The organism is Arthrobacter sp. Y3224055 (assembly GCF_059090825.1).
The window spans coordinates 144,305-167,613 of record NZ_JBNHGB010000006.1 but is presented as its reverse complement, the minus strand read 5'-3'; the positions used below and the strand labels follow the sequence as shown (position 1 = coordinate 167,613).

Annotated in this window: 21 protein-coding genes; 6 read left to right on the top strand and 15 right to left on the bottom strand. The window is 67.4% G+C overall.

Translation table 11 applies throughout. The features are described 5' to 3' along the window. Positions 1-3 precede the first annotated feature (3 nt). Positions 4-837, bottom strand: a complete 834-nt coding sequence (locus tag AC5RTY_RS14885) for a fumarylacetoacetate hydrolase family protein (RefSeq protein ID WP_494139800.1) — start codon at positions 835-837, stop codon at positions 4-6. Positions 838-1,116: 279 nt separating this feature from the next. Here AC5RTY_RS14885 and AC5RTY_RS14880 point away from each other — a divergent pair, with 279 nt between their 5' ends. Then, complete coding sequence (locus AC5RTY_RS14880) at positions 1,117-1,692, top strand: helix-turn-helix domain-containing protein (protein WP_494014514.1); 576 nt, start codon at positions 1,117-1,119, stop codon at positions 1,690-1,692. Positions 1,693-1,803: 111 nt separating this feature from the next. Here AC5RTY_RS14880 and purU read toward each other — a convergent pair whose 3' ends face one another. Both purU and AC5RTY_RS14870 read right to left on the bottom strand, forming a co-directional pair. Next, positions 1,804-2,706, bottom strand: coding sequence for a formyltetrahydrofolate deformylase (gene purU / locus AC5RTY_RS14875; RefSeq protein WP_494139888.1), 903 nt, complete (start codon positions 2,704-2,706; stop codon positions 1,804-1,806). 106 nt (positions 2,707-2,812) lie between these two features. After that, complete coding sequence (locus AC5RTY_RS14870; protein ID WP_494139799.1) at positions 2,813-4,135, bottom strand: glutamine synthetase family protein; 1,323 nt, start codon at positions 4,133-4,135, stop codon at positions 2,813-2,815. 161 nt (positions 4,136-4,296) lie between these two features. Here AC5RTY_RS14870 and AC5RTY_RS14865 point away from each other — a divergent pair, with 161 nt between their 5' ends. Together AC5RTY_RS14865 and AC5RTY_RS14860 are read left to right on the top strand one after the other, a co-directional pair. Then, a complete protein-coding gene (locus AC5RTY_RS14865; protein ID WP_494139798.1) occupies positions 4,297-5,232 on the top strand; it encodes a VOC family protein in 936 nt (311 codons plus the stop codon). Positions 5,233-5,263: 31 nt separating this feature from the next. Next, complete coding sequence (locus AC5RTY_RS14860) at positions 5,264-6,031, top strand: VOC family protein (RefSeq protein WP_494139797.1); 768 nt, start codon at positions 5,264-5,266, stop codon at positions 6,029-6,031. Positions 6,032-6,162: 131 nt separating this feature from the next. Here AC5RTY_RS14860 and AC5RTY_RS14855 read toward each other — a convergent pair whose 3' ends face one another. From AC5RTY_RS14855 to AC5RTY_RS14840, 4 genes are all read right to left on the bottom strand, one after another. Then, complete coding sequence (locus AC5RTY_RS14855; RefSeq protein WP_494139796.1) at positions 6,163-7,032, bottom strand: 3-hydroxyacyl-CoA dehydrogenase family protein; 870 nt, start codon at positions 7,030-7,032, stop codon at positions 6,163-6,165. A gap of 8 nt (positions 7,033-7,040) precedes the next feature. Beyond that, positions 7,041-8,510: an aldehyde dehydrogenase family protein gene (locus AC5RTY_RS14850; RefSeq protein ID WP_494139795.1), complete on the bottom strand. Its 1,470-nt coding sequence runs from the start codon at positions 8,508-8,510 to the stop codon at positions 7,041-7,043. 30 nt (positions 8,511-8,540) lie between these two features. Continuing rightward, the gene (locus AC5RTY_RS14845) at positions 8,541-9,701 is read right to left on the bottom strand and encodes an acyl-CoA dehydrogenase family protein (protein ID WP_494128859.1); all 1,161 of its coding nucleotides are present in this window, start codon (positions 9,699-9,701) and stop codon (positions 8,541-8,543) included. Between the two features lie 74 nt (positions 9,702-9,775). Further along, positions 9,776-11,206, bottom strand: coding sequence for an aminotransferase class III-fold pyridoxal phosphate-dependent enzyme (locus tag AC5RTY_RS14840; RefSeq protein ID WP_494139794.1), 1,431 nt, complete (start codon positions 11,204-11,206; stop codon positions 9,776-9,778). 81 nt (positions 11,207-11,287) lie between these two features. Between AC5RTY_RS14840 and AC5RTY_RS14835 the strand changes: the two genes are divergently transcribed. Next, a complete protein-coding gene (locus AC5RTY_RS14835; RefSeq protein WP_494139793.1) occupies positions 11,288-12,874 on the top strand; it encodes a PucR family transcriptional regulator ligand-binding domain-containing protein in 1,587 nt (528 codons plus the stop codon). Positions 12,875-12,877: 3 nt separating this feature from the next. Here the strand turns inward: AC5RTY_RS14835 and AC5RTY_RS14830 are convergent, their stop codons facing one another. Beyond that, a complete protein-coding gene (locus tag AC5RTY_RS14830; protein ID WP_494139792.1) occupies positions 12,878-14,065 on the bottom strand; it encodes a CaiB/BaiF CoA transferase family protein in 1,188 nt (395 codons plus the stop codon). A gap of 231 nt (positions 14,066-14,296) precedes the next feature. Here AC5RTY_RS14830 and speB point away from each other — a divergent pair, with 231 nt between their 5' ends. Further along, a complete protein-coding gene (speB, locus tag AC5RTY_RS14825; RefSeq protein WP_494139791.1) occupies positions 14,297-15,277 on the top strand; it encodes an agmatinase in 981 nt (326 codons plus the stop codon). 42 nt (positions 15,278-15,319) lie between these two features. Here the strand turns inward: speB and AC5RTY_RS14820 are convergent, their stop codons facing one another. Then, the gene (locus tag AC5RTY_RS14820) at positions 15,320-15,937 is read right to left on the bottom strand and encodes a helix-turn-helix domain-containing protein (RefSeq protein WP_494139790.1); all 618 of its coding nucleotides are present in this window, start codon (positions 15,935-15,937) and stop codon (positions 15,320-15,322) included. Between the two features lie 177 nt (positions 15,938-16,114). On the opposite strand from AC5RTY_RS14820, the gene idi reads away from it, so the two are divergent. Then, the gene (gene idi / locus AC5RTY_RS14815; protein WP_494073491.1) at positions 16,115-16,645 is read left to right on the top strand and encodes an isopentenyl-diphosphate Delta-isomerase; all 531 of its coding nucleotides are present in this window, start codon (positions 16,115-16,117) and stop codon (positions 16,643-16,645) included. Between the two features lie 60 nt (positions 16,646-16,705). Here idi and AC5RTY_RS14810 read toward each other — a convergent pair whose 3' ends face one another. The 6 genes from AC5RTY_RS14810 to abc-f form a co-directional block, all read right to left on the bottom strand. Then, positions 16,706-19,072: a putative bifunctional diguanylate cyclase/phosphodiesterase gene (locus tag AC5RTY_RS14810; protein WP_494014501.1), complete on the bottom strand. Its 2,367-nt coding sequence runs from the start codon at positions 19,070-19,072 to the stop codon at positions 16,706-16,708. A gap of 259 nt (positions 19,073-19,331) precedes the next feature. Continuing rightward, positions 19,332-19,871, bottom strand: coding sequence for a hypothetical protein (locus AC5RTY_RS14805; RefSeq protein ID WP_494001603.1), 540 nt, complete (start codon positions 19,869-19,871; stop codon positions 19,332-19,334). A 50-nt stretch (positions 19,872-19,921) separates the two neighbouring features. Then, positions 19,922-20,410 (bottom strand): pyridoxamine 5'-phosphate oxidase family protein, encoded by a 489-nt coding sequence (locus AC5RTY_RS14800; RefSeq protein WP_494001602.1) that lies wholly within the window; start codon positions 20,408-20,410, stop codon positions 19,922-19,924. Positions 20,411-20,572: 162 nt separating this feature from the next. Continuing rightward, positions 20,573-21,058 (bottom strand): SRPBCC family protein, encoded by a 486-nt coding sequence (locus AC5RTY_RS14795; RefSeq protein WP_494001601.1) that lies wholly within the window; start codon positions 21,056-21,058, stop codon positions 20,573-20,575. Then, entirely contained in the window at positions 21,055-21,357 is a 303-nt protein-coding gene (locus tag AC5RTY_RS14790) for an ArsR/SmtB family transcription factor (RefSeq protein WP_494001879.1), read from the bottom strand. The genes AC5RTY_RS14795 and AC5RTY_RS14790 overlap by 4 nt, the downstream gene beginning before the upstream one ends. A 176-nt stretch (positions 21,358-21,533) precedes the next feature. Continuing rightward, positions 21,534-23,171: a ribosomal protection-like ABC-F family protein gene (gene abc-f, locus AC5RTY_RS14785; protein ID WP_494076684.1), complete on the bottom strand. Its 1,638-nt coding sequence runs from the start codon at positions 23,169-23,171 to the stop codon at positions 21,534-21,536. Positions 23,172-23,309: the final 138 nt, after the last annotated feature.

Genomic DNA, 23,309 nt, shown 5'->3' with positions numbered 1-23,309 from the left:
GCATTATGCCTCGGCGCGGACAGGGTTGCTGATAGTGCCGACGCCGGCAACGGTCACCTCGACGACGTCGCCGTCGCGCAGGTAACGCGGAGGCTTGCGCTCGTCGCCGACTCCGCCGGGGGTGCCGGTAGCGATGACGTCGCCCGGCTCCAGGGTCATTCCGCGGGACAGATACTCAATCAGGGTCGGGATGTCGAAGATCAGGTCCCGGGAGTTGCCCTTTTGCATGGTCTCGCCGTTGATGACGGTCTGCACGTCCAGGGCGTCCTTGTCCACGGAGTCCACGCTCGCCACAACCGGGCCGAGGGGAGTGAACGTGTCAAAGCTCTTACCCAAGGTGAACTGCTTCATGGGGGTCTCAAGCTGGGCGCGGCGGCCGGACACATCGTTCAGGGCGGTGAAGCCGCCGACGTAGTCCCAAGCATCCTCCTTCGCCACGCGGTAGCCGCGCTTGGAAATGACGATGCCGACTTCGCCTTCAAAGTCAGGGCGGGTTTCCTCGCGGGGAATCACGATGGTGTCGTTGGGTCCGGTGATGGAAGAAGGGAATTTGGCGAAGACCACGGGTGCATCCGGGTGCTTGAGGTTGGTTTCCTCGACATGCGACTGGTAGTTCAAGCCAATGGCGATCAGCTTGCCGGGGTTGGTCGGCGCGAGAACCTTGACATCCTGCAGCGAGTGCTTCGCCCCGGACGCATTGTTGATGGTGTTCCAAGCTTCAGCCGAGCCGTCGAAGCCAACAGCCGGTGAGGCGCCTGCGTCAACAATGGTTTCGCCGTCTAGGCGTCCAAGCCGGACTTCGCCGGCGCTTGTTGCAAAACGGATTGCCTGAGTCATGGGAGACCTCCGGTAGATATGGATTGGTTACTTTAAGAGTATATAAAGCCTTGTAAAAAAGACAAGGGGCCGGGCTCCGGGACGGCAGGCCTCGCGGCTGCATGTAGCGCGCCCCTGTGTTTACATCGGCCGTAGCGCGCTCGTGGCCCCATCGCCGGGCCAAGCGCTACTCGTTTCTGCTCCAAAGTCCGAAATCCCGGCGACTTTAGGAGGATAAAGTTACTCTCATCAGAGCTTGATATTGCGGCAACGAAACCCAGCGGGATCGAGGATGGACAGATGAACGACCATATAGAGGCGCTTTCGGCCAACGTGCGGCGCCTGCGGGAAACCCATGGTCTTTCGCTGACCGAGTTGGGCGAACGCTCCGGAGTGGCAAAGGCAACCCTGTTCAAGGTCGAGCGAGGGCAGACCAATCCGACGCTGGAAACCATGTTGGCTATTGCCCGCACCTTTGACGTGCCGCTGCCCGACCTGATCGCGCTGCCCGAGCGCGCTCCGGTCGAGGTGGTTCACGATGGCGAGGGCGAAGATATCTCGGACTCGGCTTCGCTGGGGCACATTCTGCGAAGCCAGGTTATCGGAGCCGGCACGTTGGAAATCCACGCCCAATCCTTCAAGCAGGGTGCCGATGAGGTGTCCCCTTCGCACGGCGCCGGTGCCCGCGAGCATGTCTTCGTGCGCTCCGGCAAAATCCGGTTGGGGCCAGTCGGCCATGAGGTCCTCCTGGGTGAGGGCGACTACGCGACCTATGCTGCAGACAGAACCCACAGGTGGCAAGCGGAGGGCGGCGACGCTTCTGTGTGGATCGTCCATACTTTCCCCCGGGCCGCAGCTTTTAACGAGCGCCAATAGGTCCAAGGGCAGAGCGGCCCCGGCTGGATCAGTCGGGGCCGCTCTGCACCTTCTCGTGGACCGGGGTGCGCCGCCACCGCCGGCAATCGCCTTACTGCGGACCCTTGCTCATCAGAAGACGACCGTGGTGTTGCCGTCGCGCATCACGCGGTCTTCGCAGTGCCACGTGACCGCACGCGAGAGCACGCTCCGTTCGACGTCGGCCCCAAAGCGCATGAGCTGCGCGGTGCTGTCCCGGTGGGAAACCCGGATGACGTCCTGTTCAATGATGGGGCCCTCGTCCAGGTCCTTGGTCACGTAGTGCGCCGTCGCCCCAATCAGCTTCACGCCCCGGTCCTTGGCCTTTTGATAGGGGCCGGCGCCGATGAAGGCAGGGAGGAATGAATGGTGAATGTTGATGACGGGAACGCCGACCTCGTCGAGAAATTCGGCGGAGATGATCTGCATGTAGCGGGCGAGTACCACCAGGTCCACGTTCCCGCGCAGCAACTCCAGGTGCCGTTGCTCAGCGTCCTTCTTGTCACCCGCAACGGGAACATGGAAGTACGGTATGTCGAAGGGGCGGACTTGGTGGGCGAGATCGGCGTGGTTTGAGACGACCATGACGATATCCATGGGGATTTCGCCCCGGCGGTGACGCCACAACAGGTCCAGCAGGCAATGATCGGTCTTGGATGCAAAGATGGCCACCCGCTTGCGTTTTCCGGCAGCGGTCAACTGCCATTCCATTCCCCACGGAACGGCCAGTTCAGCCTCGATTTCCGCGCCAAGCCGATCCCGTTTGGCTTCGAAGCCCGGCAGGTGAAAAACCGTGCGCTGATACAGGGTGCCGTCCTCGACGCCCGTCGTGAATTGGTCCAGAGACACGATGTTGGCCCCGTGCCTCCTGAGCAGATCGGCGACATTGGCGACGATCCCTGGTTTGTCCGGGCACTTGATAGTGAGCCGCCCGACGTCCGCGGTATCGGTCGGGGACGTCAGTCTGGCGGGCAGGGTGGAAGCAGGCGTTGGCAAAGCGATCACCTCTCGGTTCATGGGCAAGGCGGGCCAGGAGCTCGTGAGGCTCCCGGGAGAGTATGCTCGCGCCGGGTCAAGAGGCTCCGGCACGTGTGAGTACGGGTTAGACGTGGTGGCGGTAGAGATTCCATTCCCAGTCGGTCACGTGGGACTCGAACGCCTGTACTTCGCGTCGCTTGAGGGCGGCGTAGATGGACGTGAACTCGTCGCCGAATCCCGCGCGCATGACCTCGTTCTTATCCAGGGCATCGATGGACTCGGCCAGGCTGCGTGGCAGCGGCTGGCCGATGGGATCCGGGGTCAACTCGCGCCGAATGCCGTCGGAGGCAGCGTGGAGCATGGCCGCCATCAGCAGATGCGGGGAAGCGCTGGCGTCGCCGGCGCGCAGTTCCAGCCGCGTGGCGCCCGCCCGTTCGGCCGGAACGCGAACGAAGGTGAAGCGGTTGTCTTCGCCCCAGTTGCTGGTGCGCGGGCTCAGGCCTTCGCCGGTCAACCGCTTGTAGGAGTTCACGGTGGGGGCCGCGAACGCCATGATCGCGGGGGCGTGGAGTTGGATGCCGGCTATGGCGGCAAGCGCCGTCGGGCTGAGGGTGCCCTCGGGGGCGGCAAACACGTTGTCTGCATCCCGCCAGAGGGAAAGATGCACGTGCAGGCTGCTGCCTTCCTCGCCGCTGACCGGCTTGGCCATGAAGTTGGCTTCCAGGCCCTCTGTGATGGCCAGTTCCTTGACCCCGGTCTTCAGCAGGAAGGCGGCGTCGGCTGCGACGAGTACATCGTCGTGCTGGAGGTTTACTTCGAACTGACCGGGGGAGAACTCGCGGTTCACCACTGTCACGCCGATATTCATGCCGATCAGCTGCCGATGCATGCGGCCCACGGCTCCGTCGGGGTCGGTAATCCGGTCCATGGTGTAGGAGACGCCGTTCAGCGCATAAGGAGTCCTGCCGTCATTGTCGTTCCGGAAGAGATAGAACTCGGGCTCGCCGGCTGCAATGGCGGAGAGGCCAAGCTCTTCCTGCAACCGTTCGGCGGCTACAGTCAGTTGGCTGCGCGGGCACAGCGCTGACGGCTGGCCGTGCTCGCTCAGACGCGTGAGGACCCACAGGGAGTCCGGCTCCCACGGGGGAACGAACGCCGTCGACAGGTCCAGGAACGCGTGCTGGTCAGGATGATTGGCCAGGGCGGGGAATTCCTTGTCGTCGACCGGTACACCTAGCAGGTCTTCGGCGTTGGCCATCTTTGAATACGCAACCCCCGAGGCCAGGTTGAGGAGGGAAGCCACGGGATATTGCTTACCTCGCTGGCGCCCGAACAAATCGGAATGGATGACCCGGATGACTTGTATGCCGCGGGCCAGCAACTGGTCCAGATAATCCGGGTCAAAGGCCGGAAGGACCGGTTCTCGGTCCAGCATGGGGCTTGTCATGGTTGCCTTCCTCAGGTTGGTACTGCTCTGCAGATCAAAGTCTTGCCGTTCGGCGTCGTGGTTATTATAGTAATGTACGTGTTCAGCAAAAGAAACACTCCGGTCTGAAAAGGGCCCGGCGGGCTGCCGGCCATCACCGGAACCGTTAATAAGGAGCGACAATGATCAAGCTGCATGACATCGACCATGTGGTCATGGGCGTCGAGGACCTGGATGCTTCCACGCAGCAATGGCAGGACGAGTTCGGCCTGACCGAAGTTGGCCGCGAGCGCAAGCAGGCTTTCCTCGCGTGCAACTACGAGAAGCCGTCGCTGATCCTGCAGAAGGCCCCCGAAGCCGGCATCGTTCACGCCGCCTACCAGTTGGCGCCGGAACTGACATTGGAGGACGCCGAGAAGCACTTGAAGGAGCACCGGGTCGAATACACGCGCTCGGACGAGGGAGTCTCCTTTGCCGACCTGGAAGGTAACGGCATCCAGTTCGTCGAATACCGGCCGAAGCAGGGGCAGGACCGCTACCCGCGCGAGTGGCGGCAGACCACCCGCAATCACCGCATCGGCGCCCCGCGCAAGCTCGGCCACGTGAACTACCTGACCGCGAACATCGGCGAGCAGGTGGATTTCTACCTCAACGTGGTGGGCATGAAGTTGGCCGACAAGCTGGGGCCAGACGCCGGCGCCTTCCTGCATATCGGCGCCGACCACCATGTGATGGCCTTCGTGAACACCGGCCAGGCACACTTCCACCACATCGCCTTCGACATGCTCGACTGGGGGCAGATCCGCCAGTCCTTCGACCACCTCGCCCAGTACGGCCGGGTCATGCCGTGGGGCCCCGTCCGCCACGGTATTGGCGGCAACCTGGCCGGCTACGTCCGGCTTCCGGAGGCTGACTGCTTCATCGAGTTGTACTGCGACATCGAGCAGTTGGACGAAACCCATGTTCCGCGTGAGTATCCGGACGACCGCCACTCCTCCAATGTGTGGGGCATGCTGCCGCCGCGCTCCTACTTCCGCTTCGACAAGGAGTCGATCGAAGCCGAGCGCGAGTCCCTGCAGGCCATCTGGGAAAAAGAGCCGGCGCTGCTGGGCGAATAGGTCCAACCCTCTAAGTTCTAAGGAGCTGTTCGTGACTATTTCCACCACTACCTACTCGCCGGGCGCCAGTGTCTGGCAGGAGCTGACTGCGGGGAGCGCCGCAGGATTGGCTGATTTCTATCGCGACGTGCTGGGCTGGGAACTCGACCTGGAAGGCGATGCTGGTCTCTTCACCCTTCACGGCGTGCCGATCGCCGGGCTGCGCGTAGACTCTGCCGCCGGTCCGGCAGAACTCGGCTGGAAAGTCTTCCTCGGAAGCGATGACGTAGCCGCGGCCGTCGACCGGGCAGTTGCAGCCGGCGCCACGGTTGTCGAGGAAGAGGTGAACCTGCTGGCAGGGGGAAGCAACGGCGTCGTGCTCCGCGACCCGGAAGGGCCTTTGTTCGGCATCGCCGCCATGGACGGCGGAGCAGTATCCGGGCCGTCCTCTGAGCTCGGCCGATTGGCACTGGTCGATGTGATGAGCCATGATCTCGCAGTGGCCGAGTCTTTCCAGACTGCGCTGTTCCCGGAGAACGTGCTGGAACATGTTGAGGACGAACTGAGCGTCTATCGCGACGCCGAGGGGCGCGCACTGCGCGCGATCAACGCCATCCCCGCGGAAGCGAAAGACTTCCTGCCCCCGCACTGGCTGGCCTGGTTCGTGGTGGCTGACCAAGCTGCTGCAGCGGCTGCCGCCACGGCGGCCGGTGGCGGCGTGAACGTGCAGGACCAGCCGATCGCTTTCGGCCGGTGGGCGGTGGTGACCGACCCGTCGGGTGCCGCCTTCAAGGCGTTGCAGCTGGACCGCGATATCTGACGGCCGCCTCCCGGCCGCCGGAGCGCCGAAGGGCCCGCTTTATCCCGTACAAGGGGGAAGAAGCGGGCCCTTTTGCGTGCGGTCCGGTAGCCCTGCAGAGCTGGCTCGGCTGGAAACCTTGGAGCGATTCGTCAGTAGCTGTACCAGCCCCGGCCGGTCTTGCGTCCCAGCAGGTTCTGCTCGACAAGCTCCGTGATGGCCGGATGCGGCAGGTCCGCCTCGTCGCCGGTTTCCGCATAGGTGGCGCGGGCGATGAAGTCGATGACGTCCAGGCCGACCATATCCATGAGTTCGAAGGGGCCCATCGGGTGGCCTAGGGCGGTCTTGGCGGTGGTGTCGATGTCCTCGAGGCTGGCAACGCCGGCGGTGTGGAGGGCCAGCGCTTCCTTCTGGAGGGCGCCCATCAGCCGGTTGGCGACGAAGCCCGGGACCTCCCGGTTGATCAGGACGGGTTCCTTGCCGAAACGCCGCGCCAGTTCCATCACGGTGTCCACGGTGGCCTGCGACGTGGACTCGTGCCGGACCACCTCCACGCACTTCATCACCAGCGCCGGGTTGAAGAAGTGCATGTTACAGACCTGCTCCGGCCGGCCGGTCACCGCCGCGACCTTGGATGAGCCGAGGGTGGAGGAGTTGGTGGCCAGGATGGCGTGCGGGGGTGTCACCTCGCCCAGCCGGGCGAAGATCTGTTGCTTAATCGCGAGCCGCTCCGTGGCCGCCTCGATGACGAAGTCGGCGTCCGCCGCCGCGGCCGCGAGGTCCATGCCGAAGGCCAGGCGGCCCAAGGCGCCGTCGGCGTCCTCGTGGCTGATCCGTCCCTTGGCCGCACTGGCCTGCATGCGCGCGGCCAGCTGCTCCTTGGCCTGGGCGAGCATCTCTTCGGCGATGTCCTGGACGGTGACCCGGTACCCGGCCAGGGCGGCGACCATGCCGATTTGGGAGCCCATGGCGCCGGAACCCACGACCAGGATGTGCTTGATGTTATCGATGGTGGCAGTCATGTGTCCCCTCAGGCTCCGGCGGTCCCGCCGCGCAGATAAACGGTGGTGGTATGGGTGAAGAACTCCTTGGCCGCGGCGCCCTGTTCCTTGGGACCGTAGCCGGATTTCTTGGCGCCGCCGAAGGGCACATGCGGGTCGGCGCCGGCGGATTCGGAGTTGACGTGCAGGATGCCGACATCGAGGTCGTCGATCGCGTCGAGGGCACGGGTGACGTCCTGGGTGAACAGGGCGGCGGAGAGACCGAATTCACTGTCGTTCGCCAGCTCGAAGGCCTGCTCCACGGTGGCCGCCCGGCGGACGGCCAGCACGGGTCCGAAAAGTTCCTCGCGCCACAGGTCGAGCTCCCGGTCGTCGGGGAGCTCCAGGATGGTCGGCGGGACGAAGTAGCCGCGGGCGAGGAAACCATCCTCGTACCGCTGGCCTCCGACGATCCGCCGCGCGCCCTGGGCGAGGGCGGCATCGATGCCGTCGTGAATGGACTTCCGGGCGGCGTCGTTGACAACGGGTCCCATCTGCACCGCGGGGTCGGCCGGATCGCCGACCGCCAAGGCATGGGCGCGTTCGGTGAGCACGGCGAGGAATTCGTCGGCGACGGCTTCGGCCACGATGAGCCGTGACGTGGCGGTGCACTTCTGCCCGGTGGAGCGGAAGGCGCCGAGCATGACTTGTTCGGCGGCAAGCTGCAGGTCGGCGTCGGCGAGGACGACGGCGGCGTTCTTGCCGCCCATCTCAGCCTGCACGGGAACGCCGCGTCCGGCCGCCTCGGCGGCGAGGCGGCGGCCCACCCCGGTGGAGCCCGTGAAGGTCAGGCCGTCCAGCGCCGGGTGCTCGACGAGGGTGTTGCCCATTGCGCCCGGGCCGATCAGCAGGTTCAGCACGCCGGCGGGCAGCCCGGCGGCGTCCAGCGCCTGGGCCAGCCGCAGTGCAAGCAGCGGCACGGTGCTCGCCGGCTTCCAGACCACGGTGTTGCCGTACGCCAAAGCCGGAGCGATTTTCCACGCCGGGATGGCGATGGGGAAGTTGAACGGGGTGATCACGCCGACCACGCCGAGCGGCTTGCGGGTCACGAGGATCTTCTCGCCGCGCCGCGGGGAGGAGAAGATCTCCCCGGCGGCGCGGTCGCCGTCGTTCCCGTAGTAACGGAAAATCTGCGCCGCCCGCAGCACCTCGCCGTGGCCTTCCGCCCGGGTCTTGCCCTCTTCCCGGGCCAGCTCCAGCCCCCAGGCTTCGGCGTTCTGTTCAAGCACGACGGCGGCGCGCACCAACACGGCGCCGCGCTCGTGCGCCGGGGTGCGGGCCCACTCACGCCGGGCGGCGACGGCGGCCGCCATGGCCTGTTGCACCTCGGCAGGTCCGGCCTGCAGGCCCCGGGCGACAACCTCGTCGGGGTGCGCCGGGTTGTGGCTGGCGATGGGGGAGCCGGAACCGGGGACCCAGGCGCCGTCGATGTAGTGCTGCAGCTGTACCGGAGAGGTCATGCGTGCTCCTTGGCGTGCGGAAGAGGGGGGTCAGCGGAAGGCGGGGACGCCGGTGATCTTCTGGCCGAGGATCAGGGTGTGGACCTCGTCGGTGCCCTCGTAGGTGCGCACGGATTCGAGGTTGTTGGCGTGGCGCAGCGGTGAATAGTCCAGGGTGATGCCGTTGCCGCCGAGGATGGTGCGGCATTCGCGGGCGATTTCGATGGCTTCGCGGCAGTTGTTGAGCTTGCCGACGGAGATCTGGTGGGGCTGCAACTGTCCGGCGTCCTTGAGCCGGCCCAGGTGCAGGGCGAGCAGGAAGCCCTTGTTGATCTCCAGCGCCATGTTGACCAGTTTTTCCTGGGTGAGCTGGTAGCCGGCCAGCGGCTTGTCGAACTGCATGCGCTCCTTGGAATAGTCGACCGCGGTCTGCCAGGCATCGCGGGCGGCTCCCATGGCGCCCCAGATGATGCCGTAGCGGGCTTCGTTCAGGCATTCGAACGGGCCGCGCAGCCCCTTGGCCTTCGGCAGCAGCGCCCCGGCGGGCAGGCGGACGTCGGTGAGTTCGATGTCGCACTGGATGGAGGCGCGCATGGAGAGCTTGGCCTCGATCGGGGTGGCCTTGAAACCGGCGGTGTCGGTCGGCACCACGAAGCCGCGGACGCCGTCGTCGGTCTGGGCCCAGATCACGGCGACCTTGGCGACCGAGGCGAGGCCGATCCAGCGCTTGGATCCGTTGAGCACCCAGTCGTCGCCGTCGCGGCGGGCGAAGGTCTTCATGCTGGCCGGGTCGGAACCAGCGCTGGGTTCGGTCAGGCCGAAGCAGCCGATGGCCTCGCCTGTGGCCATCTGGGGCAGCCACTCGTTCTTCTGCTCCTCGGAGCCGTGCTTGTGGATCGCGCTCATGGCCAGCGAACCCTGCACGGAGACGAAGGTGCGCAGGCCGGAATCGCCGGCCTCCAGCTCGGCCCCGGCGAGCCCGTATTCGACGGCGGAGCGGCCGGCGCAGCCGTAGCCGTCCAGGTGCATGCCGAGCAGGCCGAGCTTGGCCAGCTCGGGCACGATCTCCAGCGGGAACACCGCGTCTTCGTACCAGCCGGCGATGTTCGGTTTGATCGCGCTGTCCACGAAGGAGCGGACGTTCTTCTGCAGTTGCCGTTCCTCCTCGGTGAGCAGGGAATCGAGTGAAATCAGGTCATGGTCCAGAGACATCGGGTGTTCCTTCTAGGGGTTCGGGGGATGGTGTTGAGGTGTGGGCTGCCGGAGGACGGTTCCCGGCAGGCAGGTCAGGCCGATGCCGGGGCTGCGGACGTTGGCTTCCCGTCCGCGGCAACGTCGAGGACTGCCTGCCGCAGCACCTGCAGGCCGTCGGCGAGCAGGTCCTCGCCGATGACCAGCGGGGGCAACAACCGGATGACGTTGCCATGGGTGCCGCAGGTCAGGGTGAGCACGCCCTGCGCGTGGCACCGCGCAGAAACCTCCTTGGCCAGGTCGGCCCGCGGGGCCAGGGTGTCCCGGTCCGCGAACTCCAAGGCCAGCATGGCGCCGCGGCCGCGGAATTCGGCCACGACGTCGGTCTCCGCGACCAGCGGCTCCAACACCCGGCGTGCCGCGGCTTCGATGGCGCGGGCGTTGGCCAGCAGGCTGCCGTCCTCAAACGCTTCAAAGACGGCCAGCGCGGCCTCGCAGGCCAGCGGATTGCCGGCGTAGGTGCCGCCGAGGCCGCCGGCGTGCACGGCGTTCATCAGGTCGGCGCGTCCGGTGACGGCGCTGAGCGGCAGCCCGTCGGCCAGCGCCTTGGCCGTGAGCGTGATGTCGCCGGCCACCGACTCGTGTTCGCTGGCGAAGAGCGTCCCGGTGCGTCCCATGCCGGCCTGGATCTCGTCGATCACCAGCACGATGCCGTGCCGGTCGGCGATCCGCCGCAGCCCGGCGAGGAAGCCGGGGGCCGGAACCACAAAGCCGCCCTCGCCCTGGATGGGTTCGATGACCATGGCGGCGAAGCTGTCCGCGCCGTGCTCGGCGAGCGTGGCCTCGACCGAGGCAAGCGCCGCCGCGGTGACGTCCGCGGCCGAGGCGGGGACCCCGCCGTCGTGCTGTGCCGCCGGGCGCAGGGGATTGGCCGAGGCGGCCCGGACGATCTCTGCCGGGAAGGGCCCAAAGTGCAGCCGGTACGGGTTCTCCTTGGCGGTCATCGCCATGGTCAGCAGGGAGCGGCCGTGGTACGCCTCGTCAAAGACCAGCACCCTGCTGCGGCCGGTGGCCGAACGCGCGATCTTGACCGCGTTCTCCACCGCCTCGGCGCCGGTGGAGAACAGGGCGGTGCGCTTCTCGAAGTCGCCCGGCGTGTGCTCGTTGAGCCACTTGGCCACCTCGGTGAAGGACTGGTACTCGGTGACCATGAAGCAGGTGTGGGTAAACCTCTCCAGCTGCGCGGCCACCCGCTCGCGGACCCGGCGGTGGCTGGCGCCGATGCTGGTCACGGCGATGCCGGAGGCGAAGTCGATCAGGCGGTTTCCGTCCACATCCTGCAGGATGCCGCCGTCCGCCTTCTCGATGAAGACCGGCAGGACGATGCCGAAGCCGTCGCTGACGTGGGCAAGCCGGTCCCGGTGCAACGCCTGGGAACGGGGGCCGGGGATGGCGGTCGCCAGGTGGCGGGACTGGGGGAGCGTGGCGGCGGCCGCGCCGGTCGCGGAGGTGAGCACATCGGTCATAGGGCAACGCTAAACGCGCGGTGGGCACTGGGTCATCGGATGTTCTGCCCAAAAGCTCCGGTGGTGTTGGATAATCAGTCCATGGTTTCCCTTGCGCAGCTCAGCCATGAACTCGGAGATTCGCTCAGGCCGGCCATTCCCGGACCGGTGCCGGGGATCCAGCTCTCCGGTGTCCATGTGTCCGAGCTGGCGGACCCGGGGGCCTACCTGGAGGGCGGCGAGCTGCTGCTGACCACCGGCATCCCGCTCAGCGGGAGTGCCGCCGCCGTGGACGGGTACGTGCGGCGGCTGGCGGCCAAAGGGGTCGCCGCCCTTGGCTTGGGGCTGGGGGAGGGGCTGGACAGCGTGCCGCCGGAGCTGGTCCGGGCCTGCTCCGCCGAGGGCGTGGAGTTGTTGGTGGTTCCCGACGGCGTCCCGTTCCTGGACGTCTCGCGGATGTTTTGGGAGTTGGCCTCGCGGAGCGACCAGGCCGACCTGATCGCGAACCTGGGAACGCAGACAGCGTTGGCCCGGGCCACGATGCGTCCGGATGCCCTGCCGTCGGTCGTGCAGGGGCTGGCCCAGGCGCTGGGCGGCTGGGCGGCCTACCTGCCCGCGGACGGCGGGACGGAGGCCACCGTCTGGCCGGCCAGTGCGCTGCCGTTGCTGCCGCACCTCAGGCTGGAAACCACGCGACTCAATGTTGCCGGCACCCATTCCGCCGCTACCTTCTGGCTGCACGGCGCTCCCGTCGTCGAGTATCCGATCCTCGTCGGACGGCGGATCGACGGCTTCCTGGCCATCGGCCCCGGGCGGACCCTGACCAAGGCCGATCGGCAGATCATCACCACGGTCTGCGTCCTGCTGGCCCTGAAGGCCCAGCAGCGCGAGGAGCTGCTGGGGACGACGACGGTGCTGGGTTCCGTCGTCGCCAAGCTGGTTGCCCGCGGCCAGGTGAAGGCAGCCCGGCTGGTGGCCGCCGACGGAAACCTCGGGCAGCTGCCCGAACGGGTGCGCGTGCTGGCCGCGCGGGTGGGCACGGCGGATTCCCTCGCGGCGCTCGCCGGTGCGGTAGCCCGGGTCCGACTGGCCGACGGCGGCGGCTCGCCCGCGGCGGCGGTGGCCGGCTGTACCCTGCGCTTCGCGGACGACGGCGTGGCCTACTTCCTGCTGGATGCCGGGCTTGCGGAACGGGCAACGGCAGACGGTCAGGCAGATGGGGAAGCCGACGCGGAACTTCTGGCCTGGTCGGGGGGCGGCGCGGGCGCCGCTGCAGCCGGGGTCGCGCCGGCGTCAACGTCGGCAGCTGCCTCTGGGGGTGCGGAGACCGGTGCTGCCTGGACGGAATCCCTCGCCTTGGCGGACGTGGCGGGGGCGATCCCAGCGGTGCGCCGTGCCGCGGTCGCGGCGCCCGCGGGCAAGCTCGTGGAATTGGCGGCCGACGATGAGGCGCGCGCAGATGCGTGGGTCGAGGCGCTGGCGGGGTACCGGCGCGCCGAGCTGCTGGAGACGGTGGCCGCCTACCTGCGCCATCGGGGCCATTGGGAAGACACAGCCCGCCAACTGGGCGTGCACCGGAATTCGCTGCGCCACCGGATGGCGGTGGCCGAACGTCTGCTCGGCGTCAGCCTCGACGATCCGGACGTCGCCGCGCACCTGTGGCTGGCCCTCCGCCGGCGCGGCCTCTGACGTTCAGTCCAGGCTGCGCAGCCACTCCAGCACCGATGTGGTGTGTTCGCCGAGCGCGGGCGGGGCAGCGGTGCGGGGTTCGAACGCCGGGCTCCAAGAGATCGGGTGGCGGACCTGGCGGCCGGCTGGCTCCCCGCTGGCATCGCGGACTTCGATGGTCGGGGCCAGCCCCAGTGATTCGGCATACCTGATGCCCTCGTCGATGCCGGCCACCGGGCCTGCGGGAACGCCGACGCCCGTCAGCTTGCCCTGCCACACCGATGCGGAGGCGGCGGACAGGGCCTCCTCCAGCAGCGGGATGAGCTCCCGGCGGTGCTGCACCCGGGCGCTGTTGGTGGCGAAACGCTCGTCGTCCGCGAGCTGCGGCTCTCCCAGGACAGCGGCCAGCTGCCGGAACTGCCCGTCGTTGCCGCAGGCGACGGCCAGTGGGCCGTCGGAGCATTCCAGCAGCTGATAGGGAACGATGGACGGATGCTCGTTGCCCATCCGCTGGGGGACCTTGCCTGCTCCCAGATAGGCCTGGGCCTGGTTGGCCAGGGCGCCCTGCAGGCTGGACAGCAGGTTGACCTCGAGCCGGCTGCCCCGGCCGCTGGCAGCGCGGGCGTTGAGCGCGGCGAGGATCCCGATGGTCGCGTCCTTCGCGGTCAGCACGTCCACCAGGGCGACACCCGCTTTGTAGGGGGAGCCGTCCGCCTCGCCGGTGATGCTCATCAGGCCGCCGACCGCCTGCACGATGAAGTCATAGCCGGGCAGGGACGCACCTTCGGCCGAACCAAAACCGGAGATCGAGGCGTAGACCAGGCCCGGATTGTCGGCCGCGAGGTCCGCATACCCGAGGCCGAGCCTGTCCATCCCGCCGGGTTTGAAATTTTCCACCACGACGTCGGCCGCCAGCGCCAGCTTTCGGGCCAACCGCCGGTCGCCGGGATCCGCCAGGTCCAGGCAGACCGACTCCTTGTTGCGGTTCACGCTCTCGAAGTAGGTGGCCCCGGTCGGGGAATACGGCGGACCCCAGCTGCGGGTGTCGTCTCCCGTGCCCGGGCGCTCCACCTTGATGACCCGTGCACCCAGGTCGGCCAGCGTCATGGTGGCCAGCGGACCGGCGAGCACCCGGGAGAAGTCGGCCACCAGCAGGCCTTCCAAGGGTCTCGCTGCTGAAGTCTGGGCAGCGGCAGTGGGGGAGTCAGGCACAATCCGTCCTTCCGAACAAGCATGAAGTGGCGTTGAGTCTACGGCAGGGCTTTTGGCGTGGGACTGGTTGTTTTGGCCAGACGTTGGTTGTTTCGTCCAAAGGGCGGTAACTGCCGGCCCTACCGCCCGGATGGAGTCTTGACGGCCCTGCCCGCGGCAGGGATAGTGTTGCATGACTTGCGTCACGTATTGCAGTACTCCGGACACCCGCGCCCACAATAAGGAAGACCGTTGCCCCCATTGCCAGTGCACACCACGTCCCGCAACGAACAGGGTGAACCCGTCGTCGAGCAGGTCGACTTCGCGGCCGTCCCTCGGTTTTCGTCGGCGCCTACGTTCGCCGGGCTTCCCCGCCTGGACCAAGTCAGCGACTATCAGGTAGGTCTCGTCGGCGTTCCCTTCGACTCCGGGGTGACCTTTAGGCCGGGGGCCCGCTTCGGACCGGAGGCGATCCGCAGCGCAAGCCGCCTGATTCGTCCCTACCACGTCGAACACGGCTCCCATCCCTTCAGGCAGCATCAGGTCGCGGATCTAGGCAACATCCCGGTCACTCCGTTCAATATCGAGGCTGCCGTGGAGGCCATGATTCGAGGCCTCGACGAGGCATCGGAGCGGAGCCAGCGCCTGGTCGTGCTCGGGGGCGATCACACGATCGCCTACCCGGCGCTGAAGTCACTGCACCGCCTTCACGGCCAGGTGGCGGTGGTTCACTTCGACGCCCACCTCGACACCTGGGGCCCGTATTTCGGTGCCAATCTCCACCATGGAGCACCATTTCGCCGGGCGTTCGAAGAAGGCCTGATCGACCCGGAGGGATGCCTCCATGTTGGTGTTCGCGGATCGGTTTACGGGCCGGAAGACCAGGACAACGATGATGCGACGGGCTTTCAACGCATTCGTGCCAGCGAGTTCATCGGCACCGGACTTGACGGCATCGTCGAACAGATCAGGCATCGGGTGGGAACGCGTCCGCTCTACGTCTCGGTTGACATCGATGTGCTCGATCCGGCGTTTGCCCCCGGCACCGGGACACCCGAACCCGGCGGCCTCGCCAGCCGGGAGCTCCTGCACCTGTTGCGGGGCCTTGCGGGCCTGAACCTTGTAGGGGCCGACATCGTGGAGGTGGCCCCCGCATACGACCATGCCGACATCACCTCAATGGCCGCCGCTCAGATTGCCTACGAGTACTTGAGCATCTGGGCTAAGCCCTGAAGCCGCTGCCCCACCGCCCCCGGGTGTAGGGCCGACGGCACGTCACACCGACGCATGCGGAGTCAGGACCCACAGGACCCGCGCATGCCGGGTTTTCGAGGGGTTCCGCCAGAGATGGGGGAGTGAGGCACGAAAGGTGAGCGAATCACCCTCTTGGAGCTCCAGCTGCTGCCCTTCGACGGTGATGTGCAGTTCGCCCTGCAGAACAGTGACGAACTCCCGATCGACGGGGAGCCGGTACGGTTCGGGGTCGCTTCCGCCGCCGGGTTGAATGACCGTTTCGATCACCTGCACGCCTCCCTGGCCCGGCGGCGTCAGGATCGAATCTGCGACTTTGTGGCCGAGGAAGCGCGCGGGTTCGCGGGCATCCGCCCTGACCAGGTGAACGGCCGGCGGCTCGAAGAGGGCCGAGAGCGGAAGATTCAGCGCATCACAGATGGAAACCAGTGACGCGACGGAGGCCGATGTTTTTCCCAGTTCCACCTGGGAAATGAAGCCCTTGGTCAACCCGGTGTGGTTCGCGGTCTCCAGGATGGTGAGCCCGCGGTCCTCCCGCGCCCGCCGCAGCCGCTCGCCGATGAGTTTGACCTGTTTCGACGCCGGCCTTTCATCGGTTCGCGTCGCCGGCCTTTCATCGGTTCGCGCCGCGTCGTCCTTCATGCTCTTATCTTGCCCTACCGCTCGGTGATACGGTCCCACTGCCCTCGCGCATGTGCCGATGTCCCCGCCAGTGCTGCCGGTGGTTCCCCCACCCGCCGCCCATACAATGGCTGGTATGAACATGACAGACCGCCGGGAGCTCTCCCGGCAACGGCAGCTGCCCGGGTCCGGGCCGACATGACTGCGGAAACAACCGAGCAGGTAGTGCTGCTGGACGAGAACCTGAAGCCCGCCGGCGTCGCCGACAAGGCCGAGATCCACACCGGCGAGACACCGCTGCATCTCGCCTTTTCCTGCCATATTTCCGACGCCGAGGGCCGCGTGCTGGTGACCAGGCGCGCCCTGAACAAGCTGACCTGGCCGGGCGTCTGGACCAACTCCGCGTGCGGCCATCCGGCCCCGGGGGAGGAGATGGCCGACGCCGTGCGGCGAAGGGTGCGCTACGAGCTGGGGCTCGGGCTGGAAGACCTGAAGCTGGTGCTGCCGGACTTCCGCTACCGCGCGGTGGACGCCTCCGGCATTGTGGAGAACGAGTTCTGCCCCGTCTACACGGCGCTGGCCGCCGGCGAACTGTCGCCGCGCGATGACGAGGTGGCCGAATACCGTTGGGTGCGCCCCTCCGACCTGCGGAGCGCCGCGACCGCAGCGCCGTGGGCCTTCAGCCCGTGGATCGTGCTTCAGCTGCAGGCCCTGGAACGACTGGCCTAGCGTCCGCAGGGATTGGTGCGGGCACTGCGGCGTCAGCCGGATGCCGGACGGCCCGCGCCTTTAGGTAGCAGGCGAATGTTCGGCCGTCCGTCCTGCCATGGCCGGGCGCGAATCGCGGCGGGACGGCGCCGGCAGCGCTGCCGTGCCCGAGGTGACCAGCCGGGAGATGAGTTCGTCCGGCCACATGGGCCGGCCGAAGTAAAAGCCCTGCGCATTCAAGCCCGGGCAGCCGGCCAGCCACTCCACGGCCTCCGCGGTCTCGATGCCCTCGATCACGACGTCCGCCTTCAGCGCGGTGAACATGGCGATCAAATGGCTGACGACGATGTTGCGGGCGGTTTCGTCGTCGTTCGGTGCGCTTCCGTCGTCGCCGCTGACCAGCGAGCGGTCCACCTTAACGATGTCGAAGGGGAACTCGGTCAGCGCGTTCATGGATGAGTAGCCGGAGCCGAAGTCGTCCACGGCGATCCTGAACCCCTCGCTGCGCAACTGTACGAGGGCTGCCCGGGACTGCTCGGACATCTTGTCCAACGAGTTTTCGGTCAGCTCCACGATGATGTTCAGCTCCGGCCCTTCGGCGCGCATCCGCCGCAGCCGGTCCACGACGGGGGATCCGGTGGCGAGCTGGCCCAGCTCCACGTTGACGGAGACGGAGCGGACGCTGGTGATTTCGCTGATGCGGGCCATCGCCGCCGCCGCACCATCGATCACCTGGATGGTCAGCTCGTTGAGCAGGCCCAGCCGGTTCGCCTCAGTGACCAGCCGGTCCGCCGGGATGTTGCCCAGTTCGTCGTCTTCATAGCGGGCCAGGGCCTCGAATCCGACGATCGCATCCAGGTCCAGCGAAACGATGGGCTGCAGCGCCACACGCAACAGGCGCCGGCGGATGCCGCGTTCAACCGCGACAGCCAGACAGGCTTCGGCCTCCGAGCCGTCGCGCTGTGCGTCGCGCAGCCGCTGCTGCAGCCGCTTGGAGCCGTACATGCCGGAATCGGCGTTGCGCAGCAGCTCCTCGATATTGGGTGCCGGGCGATCCGAGTACGCCACGCCGGTGCTGGCCCGCACCCGCAGTGTGTTGCCGCGGGCGGTGAGCGGGCGTGCGATCGCGGCGGCGATCCGTTCGGCGGCGGCGCGGGCGCCGGTTTCGCTGGTGACGTCGCGGAGCACCACGACGAATTCGTCGCCGCCGATGCGCGCGGCCACGTCGTCCTCTCGGATTTCCGAGCGTATCCGCTGCGCGGTGGCGGTGAGCAGCAGGTCGCCGACGTCGTGGCCGTGCCTGTCGTTGACGGCCTTGAACTCGTCCAGATCCAGATAGACGACGGCGATGGCCTCGCCGGGGCGGCGGCCGGCGTTGATCTCGGCCAGCCGCTGCCAGAGGGCGCGCCGGTTGCCCAGCCCGGTCAGGGCATCGGTGTCCGCCTGCAGCCGCAGTTCGTGCACCAGCTCATCGTGCCGGACCATGATGCTGCCGACGTGTGCCAGCGCGTCGAGCACCTGCTCGTCTTCCTCGGTGAACTGTGCGCCGCCGTTCCGCGACGCCACCAGGTAGTTGTCGCCGTGGTCCCAGCGACGCATCCGGACACCGATTTCCCTATCTTGCGGCGCTTCTGGACGCAAGGACACGCGGTCGGCGCGCACCGAGGCGCTGGCGGCGGCGAGGAGGGTCCGGTCGAGCCCGTCCGGATTCCACGGCAGCTCGAGCGAGGCGTCGACCAGGCCGGTGAGGCGGCGGCGCAGCTCGCGGTTGCGCAGCCAGCCGGTGACCGCCAGCGCCAGCACGGACGCGAAGACCAGGAGCAGCGACTGGACGCCGTCGTGGCCGAACCGGAGGGCGGCGTACTGGGCGGCCAGGCACAGGAGCAGATTGATGGCCAGCGTGCACAGGGCCGGCGCCCAACCGATGCCGTTGCGGAAGGTGCCGCTGCGCGTGGCCGTGGTGGCGAAGGCACGCTCGACGGCAATCGCCGTCATGAAGAAGGCCAGCCAGCCGGCCAGCAGTGCGGCCGGCCACGCAAAACCGCCCGCGTGGAAGGCTTGGAACACCGCAACCAGCACGGCGGAGGCGAGCAGCCGGCTGATAAACCAGTACACCTCTCCCCAGCGGAAGCGCCGGAAAACCACGCGGGTGGCCAGGAGCCCGACTCCCACCACCGCCACCGTTTCGTGCAGCGGGGCGGTGAGGTCGTTGCAGACGATCACGGCAGCGGTCATCGCGGCGGTGGTTTGGCGGCGCATGAGCGGCGTATCCACGCGCAGGTGCCAGGCCAGCACCAGCATCAGCACGGAGAGGACGGCCACGAGGTCGAAGCGTGGCGGAGCGACGATCGAAGCCGCGACGACCTGGCCCAACACCAGCAGCCCGGCAGACGAAATGCCGGCGATGGCAGCCCACGCGAAGGCGGCCGCCGCCTTGGTGGCCGTCATGATGCTGCCGGCATGCCCGTTCCCCACTTCTGCCGTCCCGCGTTAACGTTTCAACCATCGTAACCGTGCAGCAGGCCCAGCCCGTGCAGGCAGCGGCGGACGCTCCGAAACAGGGAGGGGCCACGGGAAACCGGCGCCCGACGCGCGCCTTCGTGACCGGCACCAGCCGCGGAAAGACGGACAGCAGGCGGCCCGCCCGAACGCGGCACCTGTCCGGCTCGCTCCGGACATTGCACACCGCGTGGGCGGGCCTTCGCCTTTAGTGCTTGAGCAGCCCCTCCAAGAAGGTGGCGGGCCGCTGCATTTCGCCGTGCTTGGCACCGAGCACGATGACCGTGCCGGCGAAGGCCGGGATGGTCCACTGCAGCAGCTTGAGTTGCTTCTGCGCGGACTTAAGCTCCGGTGACGCCATCGGTGAAGGCTCGGTGGCGCCCTCTGCACCCTGTTCGGCCATCTTCTCCACCTTCTTGCCCAGCATTCCGGCGTAGAGGGTGACGGCCGCGCCGGCCAAGGTGACGACGGTCTTGATGACGGTATTCCGCGTCACCCCTTCCTGCTTGACCATCCTGCCCTTGTTGCCCGCCAGCAGCGGCAGGCCGGAGGCAAGGTGCGATACGAAGGCCACGGTCTGGACCGGCGCCCACTTCATCCAGCCGATGCTGGACAAACGGGTGCGCTCGCGCGGATCCTGGGCGGCGGCGGCCGCCCCGTTAAGCCCGATGGCGCCCATCAGGGAACCGCCGAACCAAGCGGCGGCAGTAAGGTCGTGCACAGAACGGGCCAAAAGATTTCCGGACATTGCTGACTCCTTAAGTGCGTGCTGTGGTGCCGATCGGCAGATGCCTCCGGCTAGAGGTTGACGACGTCGTTCTTGCCGACGTCGTCTGCTTGCTTCCCGGTGACCATTCCCTTGGCCAGCTTGAACAGCGTGGCCACCTTGGGGGAATCCGGCTTCCAATATTCGGCGGTGTGGGCCTCGACCCGGAGCAAGGCCACCGTGGGGTCGTCCTTGCCGTTCTCAAACCACGGTTCCATCATGGGGCCCCAGAGTTCGTCGATCTTCGCCTGGTCCCGGACGATGGAGGCGGTGCCCGAGATGGACAGGTAGCCGTCCGACCCGCTGACCGACACATTCACGTGCGGATTGGCGCGGATTTCGTTGGCCTTGGGCGAGGGATCGTGCGTCACAAACCACAGGTCGCCGTCGAACTCCGCTTCCTGTAGTGCCAGGGGCCGACTAAACAGCTGGCCGCTGGCATTGACCGTGGTGAGGACGCCGATGTCAGCGTCCTTCAGGATCTTGGCTACTTCCTTGCGTCCTTCATCATCGTTCGCCATGAAACCACCTTCCGACTAGGGTGCAGGGAATCCTCAGCATACTTTCTAATTCCGAGGAGGCCAATGGTGGTGGCGGGCGGGAACGGTTGAACAGGGAAGTGCGCGCGGCATGAGGCCGGAGCCTGGTCGGCTTCGGCTTCATGCCGCGGCAGTGCCGCCTCTTTACGCGGTGCGGGCGCCGGCGAGCAGTTCGTCCAGCCGCTCGTAGCCTTCGCTCATGCCGCTTTCCATGCCGGACTGGGCCATGCCGTCGCGCGCCTCCAGCGTGGGGTAGACGGAATGTCCGATCAGTTTGCAGCGTCCGTTGCCGAGGTCCTCGAAGGTCATGAACTCGATGCTCACGACGTCCGGGTAGCCGCCGAACTCGAAGGTCTGGATGGCGAACTCGTTCTCGCGGACCGTGTGGAATATGCCGGTAAAGGCGTACTGTTGGCCGTCGGGTCCGGTGTGTAGGTAGCGGTAGCTGCCGCCGGTGCGGAAGTCGTAGTGGTCGACGTCCATCTTCATGCCCCGCGGGCCCAGCCACTGCTTGAGCAGGTCGGGATCTTTGTGTGCGCGGAAAACGTCGGCGACGGGGTAGTCGAACTCGCGTTCGGTATCGATGAACGGAAGGCCCTCCGGGAGGGTGACTTTGAGTGAGTTGCTCATGGTTTGTCCTTGGATAGTTGGCCGAGCACGGCGTCCAGTCCGCGGTACTGCGCCTCCCGAACCAGCCGGTACTGGTCGATCCACGCGGTAAGCGCTTCGAGCCGTGCAGCGTTGAGGTGAACGGGCCGGCGTTGGGCATCCCTGCTGCGGGTGACCAACTGTGCCTGTTCGAGGACCTGGATGTGCTTCGAAACCGCCTGCTTGGAGATTTCGAAAGGCTCGGCCAGCTCGTTGACAGTTGCCGGTCCGCGGCTGAGCCGGGCGATGATGCGGCGGCGGGCCGGATCCGCCAGGGCCATGAACGCCCTGTCCAGGAGTGCCTCGTCGCTACTACCAGTCACGTTATTCAACTCTTCCTTTGATCAACCTTTCGGTTGACTAAGAAGTTACTCCGCTGGCGACCACAGGTCAAGGGGTAGCGGAAAGCTTTTCGCCTGGTGTGCCGGGGCAGGAAGAGCCTGGCTACGTCAGGGACTCAGCGGACGGTGACCCGGCCGGCGTCGACGTCCCAGCGGGTGTCCAGCCGGACGTTTTCCAGCAGCCGGCGGTCATGCGAGACCAGCAGCAGCGTGCCGTCGTAGCTGTCCAGCGCCTGCTCCAGCTGTTCGATGGCGGGCAGGTCCAAGTGGTTGGTGGGTTCGTCGAGGACCAGCAGGTTCACGCCGCGGGCCTGCAGCAGGGCGAGGGCGGCCCGTGTGCGCTCGCCGGGGGAGAGGGCGCCGACGGCACTGGACACCTGGTCGGCCTTGAGGCCGAACTTTGCCAGCAGCGTGCGGACCTCGGCCTGGCTGTAGTCCGGGACCAGTGCTTCGAAGGCGGTACCGAGCGGCCGGTCCTCCGCGAGCTGGCCGCGCGCCTGGTCGATCTCGCCGATGGCGACGCTGGCACCCAGCCCCGCGGCGCCGTCGTCGGGCTGCTGATGTCCCAGCAGGAGGCGCAGCAGGGTGGATTTTCCCGCGCCGTTGGGGCCGGTGATGCCGATGCGCTCGCCGGCGTTGACCTGGAGCGAGACCGGGCCGAGCGTGAAGGCGTCGCGGCGGACGGTGGCCTGGTTTAAGGTGGCGACCACCGAGCTGGAGCGCGGGGCGGCGCCGATGCTGAACTGCAGCTGCCACTCCTTGCGGGGCTCCTCCACTTCGTCCAGGCGGGCGATGCGGGATTCCATTTGCCGCACCTTCTGCGCCTGCTTTTCGGAGGACTCCGTGCTGGCCTTGCGGCGGATCTTGTCGTTGTCCGGATTCTTCTTCATGGCGTTCCGGACGCCCTGGGAGCTCCACTCGCGCTGGGTCCGCGCCCGGGACACGAGGTCCGCCTTCTTCTCCGCGAACTCGTCGTAGGCGTCGCGGGCGTGGCGGCGCGCCACGGCCCGCTCCTCCAGGAAGGCATCGTAGCCGCCGTCGTACACCGCCACCTTGTTCTGGGCCAGGTCCAGCTCCACCACGGTGGTCACGCAGCGGGCCAGGAACTCGCGGTCGTGGGAGACGAGCACCGCGCCGCCGCGCAGGCCCTGGACGAACGACTCCAGCCGGGCCAGCCCGGCCAGGTCCAGATCGTTGGTGGGCTCATCCAGCAGGACCACGTCGAACCGGCTCAGCAGCAGGGCCGCCAAGGCGGCGCGTGCGGCCTGGCCGCCGGAAAGCCCGGTCATCGGGGCGTCCGGGCCGACGTCCAGGCCGAGCTCGGCCAGCATGGGCGGGATCCTGTCCTCCAGGTCCGCCGCCCCGCTGGCCATCCAATGGTCCAGGGCGGCGGCGTAGGCATCGCCGGCCTGCTTGGAGCCGGACCCCAGCGCCTCGGCCGCGGCTTCCATGGCGGCGGTGGCGGCCGCGGCACCCGTGCGGCGGTCAAGGTAGGCGGCGATGGTCTCGCCGGGAATCCGCTCGTGTTCCTGCGGCAGCCAGCCGACAAAGGCGTCCGAGGGCGCCGTGCTCACGGACCCCGCCAGCGGTGCGTCCGCGCCCGCCAGGATCCGCAGCAGCGTGGTCTTGCCGGCACCGTTGGCGCCGACCACCCCGACGACGTCGCCCGGCGCGACGGTCAGGTTCAGGTTGGAGAACAGGGTGCGGTGGCCGTGGCCGCCCGAGAGGTCCTTGGCCACCAGCGTTGCAGTCATGCCTACCAGTCTAGAGAGCGACGGCGGGTGGTCCGGACCGCGCCGGCTCCACGGCCAGGAAACGTCGAGCCTCTCGGCCTGGTCCACGACCGGCGGGGAGGGCATGAGTCGGCTGGCTATGCTGGAGAAGTCGCGTCG